Below are 12505 nucleotides of genomic sequence, written 5' to 3'. Positions count from 1 at the left end.
AATATTTAATTTTTTTTAAAATGACTATTTTATAAAAAAGTGTTAAACTAGCCATATGAATATTTTATTTACAGATTTGGACAATACTTTGATCTATTCAAAGAAAACGAATATAGCAGAGAAAATACCGGTGGAGCTTTATAACGGAGAGGTAAACAGCTTTATGTCAAAATACTCCTATGAGCTTTTGCATAAGTTAAATGAGATGCTCCTTATAGTACCTATTACCACAAGAACCTATATTCAATACAGCAGAGTAGATCTTGGTTTTAATCCAAAATATGTACTATGTGCAAATGGAGGAATACTTTTAAAAGACGGCATAAAGTCGGATGAATGGTATAAAGAAAGCCTTGATATAGTAAAGCCTTCATCAGATGAGAGAGAAAAAGCATATGCATTTTTGCAGAAAGATAAAAGAAGAAAGTTTGAATGCAGAAATATTGATGACTTATTTATCTTTACAAAATGCGATGAGATTGAGGATGTTGTAAGAGATCTTAAAAGCATACTGGATATGACAAAGGTGGAGGTTTTGTACAATAAAGATAAGCTTTATATAATGCCGAAGAACTTAAACAAGGCGGATACGGTTAAAAGATTTGTCAAAAGATATGCAAAGAGCGAAGATCATGTATTTGCGGCCGGAGATACGGAGTTTGATATCGGAATGATAGAGCTTGCAGACATCGGATTTGCACATAAAGATTTGAATATAAGTAAAAATATTTTCAATGATTATGAAGGACTCTTTTCGGATTTCTATCTGGAAAAGGTTTTAGAATATATTAAGGAGTAGGAAATGCCGGGATTTACAACTCACTATATTTTAGGGTTAAAGGCATATGGTGGCTTAGAAAACTCAGGTTTAAAATATATTATATCTAAATACAGATGGTTGTATCAGCTGGGACTTCAGGGACCGGATATGTTTTTTTACAATATTCCGATACTGAGACACAGGGATTACAGAAATGTCGGCTCATATATGCATGAGAGCCATGTAAATGATTTTTTTGCAAATGCACTTTGTGAAATACAGGGGATGGAATCAAAACAAAAACAGCAGCAGGCTATAAGCTATATTGCAGGTTTTTTATGCCACTATGTAGGTGATTATATCTGCCATCCTTATATTTACGCAAGAATAGGGCATGAAAACGGAAAAAACAGCGCCTATGTATACGGACTTCATGCGGCACTTGAAAATGATATAGATACCATACTTTTAAAAAAGTATAAGAAAAAGAAAACCTCGGAATTTAATCAGGCAGCCACTCTTGCACTAAACGGTTTTGAGATACAATTTGTTTCGGATTTTCTTGCAAGAGTGATAAATAAAACCTATTATCCGATTACATATAAGAATAATTTCAGAGTAACACCTGCCATGGTACACAGATCTGTACTTGCAATGAGATTTGGAGTAAGAACTCTTGCCGATCCCACGGGCAGAAAAAAAGACAGGATAAATGCCATAGAATCTCTGTTTTTAAAAAAGCCTATAGTTTCACAGAAGATACTCTCAGATGAAGTACCGGATGCAAAAGGAGCCCTAAATCTTGAACATGAACTTTGGATAAATCCATGGAATAAGAGTGTTCATTCAAATGAAAGCTTTCCGGAGCTTTTTGATAAATGCATTGACAGATGTGAGGAAATATTTAAGATACTGAATACGGAAATAGTGCCGGACAGAATGGAAGAGACCGATTTTCACAGACTGCTTGAAAATATAGGAAATTACTCCTATCATTCAGGGCTTGATGTAGGGTGAAAGATATCAAATGATTAGTATTTAAAAATTTAAATATTATTACTTTAAAGAAAGTGAGGTGAATAAGAGTATGTATCCGATGAATGTAACAAAACCTATAGGTGCGGAACAACTGGAGAATCTGAACCGAAAAAAAGGTGTTGTATTAAATAGTGACAATGTAGATATTTTGAATACTTCCTATTATAAAAAAACAGGAAACACAAACACTGCAACACAGACGGCAAGTACACCAAATCCTGCCGCCGCAGGCAGTACTACAGTAAGTCAAAACACCGGACAGGCTCAAAGCACTGGACAAAATGCCGATGTAAGGCGAATAACATTGCCGGCATTAAGCAAGAGAGTTTCAAAGGGGCAAAAAGTCCCGCTTACCTTTTCTTCAAACAAGATAAAGGTGAATTTCGGGTGGAATGTGAATAATTCAGCCTGTGATGTGGATGTCTCAGCTTTTTTACTCGCCGGAAACGGAAAAGTGGTGGGGGATGATTTCTTTGTTTTCTACGGACAGGAGAGCAGCCCTGAAAGGAGTGTGCTTTTTAAAAATGTTGAAGAGGCAAATGTATTGCAGGTGTTTGATATAGATACTTCTATATTAAATCCGGCTGTACAAAAGATAGTCTTTGTAATGACTATAAATGATGCAATTGAAAAAGCACTTAATTTCGGTATGTTAAAAGACGCATACATACAGATAGTGGATCCGGTGACAAACGCAGAGGTAGCTTCTTTCCTTGTAGAGGAATATTACAACAATATAAACTCCATGATGATGGGAGAAGTATATCTGCACAACGGTGCTTGGAAGTTTAATGCAATAGGAAACGGAGTAAATAAAGACTTGGCGGGACTTTGCGAATTTTACGGAGTACAAGTCGAATAAGGAGGGGAATATGCTGACATTTGAAGTTATTAACGAGTTGACACTTAAGGTTACCTGTGAAGGAAATGACACATTGATTGCAAAAGCAGGTGCATTTATAGCCGGAGAAAATCCGGGCGGAAAGAACTATACTTTTGAAAAGATGTTGCTTGGACCGGGAGGAAGTATCGGACAGGCATTACTGGGACAGCTTGTAAGAAGAGTTGCAGGTGAAAATATACCGCTTATGAAGGTACATTTAAACGGAGCTTCCACAACATACTATGCAAACTACGGACAGCATGTAGTAGTGTATAAGCTGGCACCGGGTGAGACGGTTTCGGTAGAGTCTGAGAATATACTTGCATTTACAAACGACTGTGATTACTCTGTAAGATTTTTAGGTGTAGGTATACTTTCACAAAAAGGTCTTGCTACAACCACACTGGTTGGTAGAGGAAATAATGCCTATGTGGCATTACTCTCAGACGGAAACCCGCTTGTGGTTTCAAATGTGAAGTCAAGAGATACACTTGCGGTAGATCCGGATGCTGTAATATGCTGGTTCAGCAAGAACGGAATGGGAGATCCACAGATAAAGGCGGATATCTCATGGAAGACATTTATCGGTCAGGCTTCAGGAGAGTCATATTCATTTGAATGGTCAGGAAATGAGCCTGTAACGGTTTTGGTTCAGCCAAGCGAGAGAGGCGGCGGAATCAGAGTGAGTGTAGATTAATAAATTTGAATTATTGCAAGTTAAAAGCAGTCGGAAATTCCGACTGCTTTTTCATAATTATTAAAGCTTCATTACTTCTTTAAAAAAGTCCTTTGCATATCTGTACATTTTAAGAGAGTACTCTCCGAATTCTTCCCCTACATTGGCCTTATACACCGTCCATAGCGCCCAAAGATAACCGCTGAGTGCCATATAAGCATACAGCTTCTTATACTCATCTGTAAAAGGCTTTCTTTTAAGATAAGATTCTAAAAGTTCATCAGCCTGAGATTTATCATAATAAGAATATATAGCGCACATCGCCACATCTATAACAGGATCCGCCATTCCGGCATATTCCCAGTCAATAAGCTTTATCTTATTATCCGCTGTGATAATAAAATTATCGGCTACACTGTCTATATGACAGAGGCGACTTTCAGACTTCATTCCTTTAAGTAAATCGAGTAAGAGCATCATATTTTTGTGAACCTCTTCTACATCTTCAAAAGATATTCCACCGCTCTTTTCACAGAGTCCGGTATAATAATCTATTCTCTCGGCTATATCAAAGCGATGGCTGACTTTTACATCAGTTTCATGCAAAGTCCTTAAAAGTTCCATACATCTTGACATTTCTTCCTTATTAAAGGCGTCGGCATTTTTTGAACCGTCATAAAACTTTGATATCTTATAACCGCTTTCCTTATCAAAATAAATTATTTTCTCCGTAATATGCAAATCCTTGACTGCCATATAGCAATCATACTCATTTGAACGGTTTATAAGTACATCTGTGCCCTTTCCGGGTATTCTACATATATAACTCTTATCATCCACTTCAAAAAGGAAAGATTTATTTGTCATACCGGCTTTTAATGTGCGCAGACCTTTTATACGACTCTCGGGGATATTAAAAACCTTTGCAATAAGTTCAAGAGCCACATTTCCACTGTTTTCCTTATATTTATCATCAAATGCTCGAAGCTCTTCCAGATTTTCAAACTCATAGACCTGATTTTTAGGTTGTGGATTGATATGCATGGCAGGCAGTGTAGAGTTTTTCTTTTGTATTTCACTCATAAGTACATTTTCCCAATACCAGTCATCGCTTCCCGGAGTAGCAAATGCTCTTTCCAGTATCGGCATAAACTCTTTTGAAAAGTCTTTGCTGAAATATACAGGTCCGTACATTACATAGGCATCGCTACCGCCTACATTTATAGCTGTTATTTCACGCTTTTTATTAAAATCAAGTACCCATTCATTCGTATTTCCTTCCATATATATAGAAGAATACCAGGAGTAAGGCTCATAGCTGTGATACATATTATCTCTCATCCAGTTGTCTGAAGAAAGTATATAGACATTGGAATTCTCTATATATTTACATGCATAGTGCAATGTGGAAATATTGTTCTTAGTGGAATAATCCGGATTATACACAAGTTTTACATTGTACTTATCTATAAGATATTCAAAATGCTCCTTTAAATATCCCACAACTATTACTATATCAAAGACACCGACTTCATGTAGTTGCTTGATCTGACGCTCAATCATTCTTTCGCCGAACACCTCAAGTAATCCTTTCGGTGTTTCAAATGTAAGAGGAACAAATCTTGAGCCGAAGCCTGCAGCCATGATAACTGCACGTTCCACCTTAAAAGGAGATAGATAATCAAGTCCGGCTTCGGTAAGACTCATACTACTTCCTTCCTTATGTAAATAGTTTAATGCCATAGCATCTTTTATAAGTGAGTTGATGCTTCCAAGAGAGAGGTTTAACTTATCTGCAAGCTCTCTTTGAGTAATAGTATTACATTCAAATATTTCTCTGAGTAAATATGCGTATCTGTTCATATAAGCTCCCAATATAATAAAATAAACATTAAGTTCAAAAACAATAAAAATATATCCTTATTGAACATATTAGCATAACAGGGGGTATAAGTATACATATATATCTTAGAAAAGACAGAAATGTAATATTTTTGTAAGAAATCAGAAAAAGAAAATATATTGTAAGTAATAAAATAAAGTTATATACTAGCTTTGTCTTAAGATAAAGGACTGATAAGAGCCTTTACGGGACGCATTAGATTTTAAAAGGATTTCAAAAAGGAGATGCATTCATTATGAGAAAGCAAACAAAGATTGCTGCATTAATTTCAGCAGCAGCTGTTCTCTCAGTTGGTGGAGCTATGACAGCTTTCGCTGCTACAGGCTGGCAACAGGAGAATGGTACATGGGTATATTATAACAGAAACGAAGAGAAAGTAACAGAGACATGGCAGAAGTCAGGTGACTACTGGTTCTATCTTGACGACAACGGCGAGATGGCTACAGATTCACTTATCGACGATAACGGCGATACATACTATGTTGACGTTAACGGTGTTATGGTTACAAATCGTTGGGTTGCAGTTGACAACGAGAACGCAGGCGAAGAGAACGAGCCAAATCAGTGGTGGTACTACTTCGGAGCTAACGGTAAGGCTTACAAGAGAAGCGATTCAGCTACAGGCGACGTTTCTTTAAAGACTATCAACGGTAAGAAGTACACATTCAATACTGACGGTAAGATGCAGTATGGTTGGGTAAAAGACGGCGAGACACAGCATGATGACAACGCTTGGCAGGATTCAGACTACTTCTTCGGCGATGAGAACGACGGTTCTATGGCAGAGGGATGGAGAGAGATTGCTATCGTTGATGATCAGGCAGCAGACCTTCAGCCTGGTGACAACTACTGGGATCAGGATCAGACAAGATGGTTCTACTTCAAGGCTTCAGGAAAGAAGGAGAAGAACCAGACAGGTAAGACAATCAACGGAAGAAAGTATGGCTTCGATGAGTATGGCCGTATGAACGCCGGTTGGATCACAACAGCTACAGCATCTAACACTAAGGCTGCTGACGGCGGTTCACAGGGTATTGCTACATACTCTAACTCATTCTTATACTACTCAACACCTGAGGATGGTGCTAGATCTACAAAGGGTTGGTTCAAGGTAACTCCGGGTTACTACCTCCAGAGAGATAAGTATGAGGATGGATCAGATTACTGGTACTACTCAGACGGTAACGGAAAGCTTACAGTTAACGAAATCAAGACAGTAAACGGTAAGAAGTATGCATTCGACAACTACGGTAGAATGATCAGCGGATTCGTTGTACTTCAGATGGAAGGTAACACTGTAGGTTCAGGTTACAGCACAAAGAAGATCGTTCAGAAGGTAGATTCTGACGGTACATATGATACAAGCGACAACTACAACAGATTTGTAAAGGCTAACGACAGCTTGTTCAGATCAGGAGAGCTTAAGGCTTACTTCTTCGGTGGAAGCGATGACGGTTCTATGAAGACAGGAAAGCAGACTGTAGAGCTTGATAGCGAAAAGTACACATTCGAGTTCGCTAAGAACGGTTCTAACAAGGGTGTTGGTATCAACGGTATGGAAGATCACAAGTTCTATGTTGGTGGAAAGCTTACAACAGCTGATGCTGACAACAAGATCGAGATCGTTATCCTTGACAGCAGCAACAAGTTAGTTGCTAAGTCATCTGTAGAGGATGCTCTTGCAGCTTACGGTAACGGTGGCGTTCAGCACTTCAAGTCAAACGGAGACTTAGATTATACAGAGTATAAGTTCACAGGTCTTCCAACAGGACACAAGGCTTATGTTGTTAACACAACAGGTGCTATGGTTAAGAGCGGAACAAAGAAGGACGGAGATGATTACAAGGTTAAGACATCTAACTACACAGTAGATTGGGTACGTCTTGAGGAATAATCTCAGTTAATTAAATAGATTTTATATAGGCTTGAGGTGGAGCGAAGCGAAGCCTCATGGCATCTGATAAATCTAATGCGAGAGGAATACTTTCTAAGGAGGTATTCCTCTTTTTGATTTTATCATATGTAAATTGTATTTAATAAAAAACAGGAATAATTCTCATTATTAGTACTTGACTTTTTTGATATTTTAGTTCATAATAAAAGCACATTGTGGTTGTGCAAAATTAAATCTAATGATTTTGAGATTTAAGTAAGTAAATTGCTCAAGTACAACCTGATATTGGAGGACAATATGTTAAAAGATTTTAAAGAATTTGCGTTTAAGGGTAATGTTTTGGATATGGCGATAGGTGTTATCATAGGTGGGGCCTTTGGTAAGATTGTCACATCTTTGGTAAATGATTTGATTATGCCTATCATATCAATCTTGATAGGAGGTTTAAACTTCACTGATTTGAAGTATGTTATAACTCCTAAACATGGTGACGTAGCTGAGAATGCCATTGCTTACGGATCTTTTATTCAAAATGTAGTTAATTTCTTTATCATTGCATTCTGTATCTTCATATTTGTAAAGCTTATAGAGAAGACTAAGAGAAAAGATAAAGAGGATGCTAAGGTAGAGGAAGCACCTGCAAAGGCGGATGATGTTGTTCTTCTGGAGGAAATTAGAGATTTATTAAAAGCAAAGAACTAAGGAGGAAATATGAGTTTTTATCGTTGTGCACACTGTGGAAAGATTGTCTCAGTAGTAGTTGATGGTGGTGGTACACTTGTATGTTGTGGAGAGCCTATGCAGCTCTTAAAGGCTAACACAACAGATGCAGCTAAAGAGAAGCATGTACCTGTAGTAACTGTTGATGGTAATAAGGTTGTTGTTAATGTAGGTAGCGTAGATCATCCTATGACACCTGAGCATCTTATCAACTTCATCATGATTGAAACAAACCTTGGAAAGCAGTACAAGGGACTTACAGCTGAGGATAAGCCACATGCTGAGTTCGCATTACAGGATGGCGAGAAGCTGATAGCAGCTTATGAGTATTGTAATTTACATGGTTTATGGAAAGCAGAGGTATAATTTATGAAGTATGTATGTGATGTTTGCGGATGGGAATATGATGAGGCTCTTGGAGATCCTGATAACGGAATAGCTCCTGGAACAAAATGGGAAGATCTTCCGGATGATTTTGTTTGCCCACTTTGTGGCGTAGGCAAGGATGAGTTTTCTCAGGAATAATATTTAAATAAAACTATTCAGAGCCCTTAGGGGCTCTTTTTATATGCGGTCGGGCAGGTTTTCCTGCTCGATTGTTTGACTTGTAAGTATATACTATAGTATATTAGAATCATTATGAATGGAATAAAAAGAGATTACAGTGATATTATAGATATGGAGCTTCCAAGCTTGAAGGTTCCGTTATCAAGAAAAGAGAGAGCTTCACAGTATCTGGCTTTTGAGGCTGTACTTAGCGGTAAAAAGCTTTTGGAGAAGGGTGAAGAGATTTGGCTTAAGGAGTATGCGCCTGAGGATTATAAGCAGGAGGTATACAAAAGAGAGCAGAGACAGGAAGAAACATGATTTGCGATTATTGTATTAATTATATATATGACGAAGATGTGGAAGGGTATATCTGTGATGTGGATATGGATGAGGATGAGTATGCAAGAATGAGAAGCAGTGATTATTCTACCTGTCCGTATTATAGAAGTAATGATGACTATTTGATAGTAAGGAAACAAATGTAATGGAAATTGAGATAGGAAAATTACCGGAGTTACAGAATAAAAAGATAATAGACATAAGGCCCGAACATGAATTCAAAAGAGGAAGTATTCCGGACTCTGTTAATATAGCGGAAGAAGATATACTTGAGAGAATAAAAGATTTTGATAAAACCGATATTATCTGTCTGGTATGTGCTACAGGCAATAAGACTGAGTATCTGTCTGAGGAACTGGAAAGTCAGGGTTATGAGAATATATATAATCTGAAAGGCGGATATGAGGCCTATATGAAACTTAAATTAAATGAGTTTCTAAAAGAGGAAAGTAAAAAAGATGAGTCGAATAAAAGAAGCAGAGATATTGAAAGAAGCATTATAAAGAAGTTTAGAAAAAGTATTTGGAGAAAATTCACTGCCGCCATAAATGAATATGAACTTATAAAAGACGGTGATAAGATTGCGGTATGTATATCCGGAGGAAAGGATTCTATGCTGATGGCAAAGCTCTTTCAGGAGCTTTTAAAGCATGGAAAGAGGAATTTTGAGTTGGTATTCCTTGTGATGAATCCGGGATATGATGATATAAATTATCAAACTATAGTAGATAATGCTAAGATTTTGGATGTTCCTATAGTAGTATTTGAATCTTCCATATATGATATTGTGGCAGAGGATGAGAAATCGCCATGTTATCTCTGTGCAAGAATGAGAAGAGGACATCTGTATGCGAAGGCAAAGGAGCTGGGGTGCAATAAGATTGCTCTTGGACATCATTTTGATGATGTTATAGAAACTATTGTGATGGGAATGTTATACGGAGCCCAGATTCAGACAATGATGCCTAAACTTCACTCCACAAACTTTGAAGGTATGGAGCTTATCAGACCGCTCTACCTTGTAAGGGAAGAGGACATTATACATTGGGCAAAGTATAATGAGCTGAATTTTATAAGATGTGCCTGCAGATTGACAGATAATTGCTCTATATCAGAGACCGGTGATAAGGGATCTATGAGGGCGGAAGTAAAGAAACTTATAAGAGAGTTGGCTGCCAAAAATCCATATATTGAGAAGAATATTTTCAGAAGTGTGGAAAATGTCAGCTTGGATACAGTAATAGCCTACAAGAAAAACGGGGTAAAACACTCTTTCTTGGAGGACTACGATTGAGAGGTTATCTTGTATGAGTGAGAAAACTTTGAATATTATGATAGCTACCGATCTCCACTACCTTTCAAAGAGTATAAATGACGGTGGAGAGGCCTTTGAAAATGTAATGGAAAAGGGCGACGGTAAGGGAATGACATATATTGAAGAAATAGTGGATGCATTCTGCAATGAAGTTAAAAAAAGAAGACCGGATTTGGTACTCTTACTTGGTGATTTAACTTTTAACGGAGAGAGAGTAAGCCATTTGGAACTTTCACAAAAGCTTAACAGTATAGTGAAAGAGGGTATACCGATATATTTGATACCCGGAAACCATGATATAGATTATGAAAGAAGCTTCGGATTTCGCGGAAATGAAATATATAAGGTTGACAGCATGTGTGCAAAAGATTTCAGAGAGATATATGCCGACTGCGGTTATAAAAATTATGAGTACTATGATGAGTATTCCGGAAGCTATATTTCAAAACTTAGGGATGATTTATATTTGCTAATGCTGGATACCAATTCCTATCATTCAAATTATTTGTGCAAGGAAAGTCTTCTTTGGTTGGATAAGGTGCTTTTTAGACTGTCAAAAGCGGATGCGCAAATACTTGCAGTAAGCCATCAAAATCTTCTTGAGCAAAATTATATGTTTACTGAAGGTTTTATGATTAAAAATGCGGAGGAAATAGAAGCTCTTTATGCCAAATACAATGTAAAGCTGAATCTTAGCGGCCATATGCATATTCAGCATATTGAAAAGAATCTTATAACAGAGATAGTGACATCTTCTTTGGCAGTGTCACCGAATCATTTTGCAAATATTATTTATGACGGGAAGTCTTTTAAATATTTTACAGAATGTCTGAAGGTGGAGGCTGTAAATGATTTTGAAAATTACAGCAGGCAGTTATTTAAAGGTGTCGGAAGCAGACAATTGAATAAGTTGTTTAAGACTCATACCTTTGACAATGATGAAGAAGAAGATATTGAAAAGATGGGCAGAGCATTTCTCAGGATGAATGAATGCTATTTTGCCGGAGAGATTTTTGATACTACGGGGTTTGAAGAAGGCATAAGACTTTGGGAAGATCAGCATGAGAGCTTCACATCTTTATATATAAAGAGTATACTGGATTCTGTGTTCAATGAGCAGAATAAATTTAGATTGGAATTATAGAGAGGAGATACAATGGAAAGATTTGTAGATAGATTTTTGCGTTATGTAAAGAAAAATACAAGATCTGATGAGAGTAAGGCGGGGATAGTTATTCCGTCCACACCTTCACAGATGGAATTTTTGGAGGAACTTAGTGAGGAGTTAAAAAGAATAGGCTTAGAAGACGTTAAGATAAATAAGAAGAATGCATTCCTTACAGCAACAGTTCCTGCAAATGTGGAAAACGCTCCTGTAATAGGATTTATTTCACACGTGGATACAGCGGCTTTTAATGCCGAGAATATTTCACCACAGATACATGAAAACTATGACGGAGGGGATATCGTACTTGGAAACAGCGGATTTGTGCTTTCCCCTAAGGAGTTCCCTAATTTAAAAAATTACATCGGTCAAACTCTTATCACTACTGACGGAACTACACTGCTTGGTGCCGATGATAAGGCGGGAGTTTGTGAGATAGTTTCAGCTATGGAGTATTTGATTGAGAATCCACAGATAAAGCATGGTAAACTCAGAGTTGCCTTCGGATGTGATGAGGAAATAGGTGTCGGAGCCAACAATTTTGATGTGGAAGACTTTGGTTGTGATTTTGCCTATACAATGGACGGAAGTTCTGTAGGTGAGTTACAGTTTGAATGTTTCAATGCCGCAGAGGCCAAGATCGATATTTTAGGTAAGAGCGTACATCCGGGTGATGCCAAGAATAAGATGATAAATGCGCTTACCATATCAAGAGATATTCAGATGGCAATGCCGCTTTTATCTGTACCTGAAACAACTGAGTGCAGAGAGGGATTTATACATTTGATAGAGGCGCATGGAGATGTGGAGAATGCAAGTCTTGTGTATATTATCAGAGATCACAACCGTGAGCTTTTTGAGGACAAGAAGAACACTGTAAGAAAGATTTGTGAAGAAATCAATTCAAGATATGATATAGACAGAGTAAAGCTGGAGATGCATGATGAATATCGCAATATGGCTGATATCATAAAGAATGATCCAAGAAGTGTGGACATTGCTACAAAGGCTATGGAAAATCTTGGAATAACAGTAAATAAGGATCCTATAAGAGGTGGAACAGACGGTTCCAAGATATCCTTTATGGGACTTCCTACACCGAATATATTTGCAGGCGGAGAGAACTTCCACGGAAGATTTGAGTTTGTAAGCGTTCAGTCAATACAAAAGGCTATAGATGTTATAGTAGAGATAGCAAAGATAGCGGTGGAGGGATAAAATTGAAAAGCGGACATCGAAAGGAAAACGATGTCCGCTTTTTGC

14 protein-coding genes are annotated in these 12505 nt (G+C 37.5%); 13 read left to right on the top strand and 1 reads right to left on the bottom strand.

Translation table 11 applies throughout. The annotated features are described in order from the left end of the window. Positions 1-55 precede the first annotated feature (55 nt). The 4 genes from SBH76_RS10385 to SBH76_RS10370 all read left to right on the top strand — a co-directional run bounded on the left by SBH76_RS10385 (position 56) and on the right by SBH76_RS10370 (position 3378). Positions 56-799 carry an HAD family hydrolase gene (locus SBH76_RS10385; protein ID WP_317977755.1) on the top strand — a complete coding sequence of 248 codons (744 nt, stop codon included), beginning with the start codon at positions 56-58 and terminating at the stop codon, positions 797-799. A gap of 3 nt (positions 800-802) precedes the next feature. Then, a complete protein-coding gene (locus SBH76_RS10380; protein WP_317977754.1) occupies positions 803-1777 on the top strand; it encodes a zinc dependent phospholipase C family protein in 975 nt (324 codons plus the stop codon). Between the two features lie 70 nt (positions 1778-1847). Continuing rightward, positions 1848-2660: a TerD family protein gene (locus tag SBH76_RS10375; RefSeq protein ID WP_317977761.1), complete on the top strand. Its 813-nt coding sequence runs from the start codon at positions 1848-1850 to the stop codon at positions 2658-2660. A 10-nt stretch (positions 2661-2670) separates the two neighbouring features. Continuing rightward, complete coding sequence (locus tag SBH76_RS10370; protein ID WP_317977753.1) at positions 2671-3378, top strand: AIM24 family protein; 708 nt, start codon at positions 2671-2673, stop codon at positions 3376-3378. A gap of 60 nt (positions 3379-3438) precedes the next feature. Here the strand turns inward: SBH76_RS10370 and SBH76_RS10365 are convergent, their stop codons facing one another. Beyond that, on the bottom strand, positions 3439-5220 hold the full coding sequence (locus SBH76_RS10365; protein WP_317977752.1) for a phosphotransferase: 1782 nt from the start codon (positions 5218-5220) through the stop codon (positions 3439-3441). Positions 5221-5495: 275 nt separating this feature from the next. Here SBH76_RS10365 and SBH76_RS10360 point away from each other — a divergent pair, with 275 nt between their 5' ends. The 9 genes from SBH76_RS10360 to pepT all read left to right on the top strand — a co-directional run bounded on the left by SBH76_RS10360 (position 5496) and on the right by pepT (position 12460). Continuing rightward, positions 5496-7154 carry a PspC-like choline-binding domain-containing protein gene (locus SBH76_RS10360; protein ID WP_317977751.1) on the top strand — a complete coding sequence of 553 codons (1659 nt, stop codon included), beginning with the start codon at positions 5496-5498 and terminating at the stop codon, positions 7152-7154. 297 nt (positions 7155-7451) lie between these two features. Continuing rightward, positions 7452-7856: a large-conductance mechanosensitive channel protein MscL gene (gene mscL / locus SBH76_RS10355; RefSeq protein ID WP_317977750.1), complete on the top strand. Its 405-nt coding sequence runs from the start codon at positions 7452-7454 to the stop codon at positions 7854-7856. A 9-nt stretch (positions 7857-7865) separates the two neighbouring features. Continuing rightward, the gene (locus tag SBH76_RS10350; RefSeq protein ID WP_317977749.1) at positions 7866-8240 is read left to right on the top strand and encodes a desulfoferrodoxin family protein; all 375 of its coding nucleotides are present in this window, start codon (positions 7866-7868) and stop codon (positions 8238-8240) included. Between the two features lie 3 nt (positions 8241-8243). Beyond that, entirely contained in the window at positions 8244-8399 is a 156-nt protein-coding gene (locus SBH76_RS10345) for a rubredoxin (RefSeq protein WP_007594817.1), read from the top strand. 114 nt (positions 8400-8513) lie between these two features. Beyond that, on the top strand, positions 8514-8741 hold the full coding sequence (locus SBH76_RS10340; RefSeq protein ID WP_009664268.1) for a hypothetical protein: 228 nt from the start codon (positions 8514-8516) through the stop codon (positions 8739-8741). Further along, positions 8738-8908, top strand: a complete 171-nt coding sequence (locus SBH76_RS10335) for a DUF6472 family protein (RefSeq protein ID WP_317977748.1) — start codon at positions 8738-8740, stop codon at positions 8906-8908. Before SBH76_RS10340 ends, SBH76_RS10335 begins: the two co-directional genes overlap by 4 nt. Further along, positions 8908-10056, top strand: coding sequence for a rhodanese-like domain-containing protein (locus SBH76_RS10330; RefSeq protein ID WP_317977747.1), 1149 nt, complete (start codon positions 8908-8910; stop codon positions 10054-10056). The genes SBH76_RS10335 and SBH76_RS10330 overlap by 1 nt, the downstream gene beginning before the upstream one ends. Before the next feature lie 13 nt (positions 10057-10069). Continuing rightward, complete coding sequence (locus SBH76_RS10325; RefSeq protein ID WP_317977746.1) at positions 10070-11221, top strand: metallophosphoesterase; 1152 nt, start codon at positions 10070-10072, stop codon at positions 11219-11221. 12 nt (positions 11222-11233) lie between these two features. After that, complete coding sequence (gene pepT, locus SBH76_RS10320; protein ID WP_317977745.1) at positions 11234-12460, top strand: peptidase T; 1227 nt, start codon at positions 11234-11236, stop codon at positions 12458-12460. Positions 12461-12505: the final 45 nt, after the last annotated feature.

The organism is Lachnoanaerobaculum sanguinis (assembly GCF_033242365.1).
Lineage (GTDB): Bacteria > Bacillota > Clostridia > Lachnospirales > Lachnospiraceae > Lachnoanaerobaculum > Lachnoanaerobaculum sanguinis.
The sequence above is the reverse complement of the archived record's forward strand: the minus strand, read 5'-3'. Positions and strand labels throughout refer to the sequence as shown.

Coding starts and splice junctions, on each gene's coding strand:
- SBH76_RS10385 (WP_317977755.1), top strand. CDS start 56: ATGAATATTTTATTTACAGATTTGGACAATACTTTGATCTATTCAAAG.
- SBH76_RS10380 (WP_317977754.1), top strand. CDS start 803: ATGCCGGGATTTACAACTCACTATATTTTAGGGTTAAAGGCATATGGT.
- SBH76_RS10375 (WP_317977761.1), top strand. CDS start 1,848: ATGTATCCGATGAATGTAACAAAACCTATAGGTGCGGAACAACTGGAG.
- SBH76_RS10370 (WP_317977753.1), top strand. CDS start 2,671: ATGCTGACATTTGAAGTTATTAACGAGTTGACACTTAAGGTTACCTGT.
- SBH76_RS10365 (WP_317977752.1), bottom strand. CDS start 5,220: ATGAACAGATACGCATATTTACTCAGAGAAATATTTGAATGTAATACT.
- SBH76_RS10360 (WP_317977751.1), top strand. CDS start 5,496: ATGAGAAAGCAAACAAAGATTGCTGCATTAATTTCAGCAGCAGCTGTT.
- mscL (WP_317977750.1), top strand. CDS start 7,452: ATGTTAAAAGATTTTAAAGAATTTGCGTTTAAGGGTAATGTTTTGGAT.
- SBH76_RS10350 (WP_317977749.1), top strand. CDS start 7,866: ATGAGTTTTTATCGTTGTGCACACTGTGGAAAGATTGTCTCAGTAGTA.
- SBH76_RS10345 (WP_007594817.1), top strand. CDS start 8,244: ATGAAGTATGTATGTGATGTTTGCGGATGGGAATATGATGAGGCTCTT.
- SBH76_RS10340 (WP_009664268.1), top strand. CDS start 8,514: ATGAATGGAATAAAAAGAGATTACAGTGATATTATAGATATGGAGCTT.
- SBH76_RS10335 (WP_317977748.1), top strand. CDS start 8,738: ATGATTTGCGATTATTGTATTAATTATATATATGACGAAGATGTGGAA.
- SBH76_RS10330 (WP_317977747.1), top strand. CDS start 8,908: ATGGAAATTGAGATAGGAAAATTACCGGAGTTACAGAATAAAAAGATA.
- SBH76_RS10325 (WP_317977746.1), top strand. CDS start 10,070: ATGAGTGAGAAAACTTTGAATATTATGATAGCTACCGATCTCCACTAC.
- pepT (WP_317977745.1), top strand. CDS start 11,234: ATGGAAAGATTTGTAGATAGATTTTTGCGTTATGTAAAGAAAAATACA.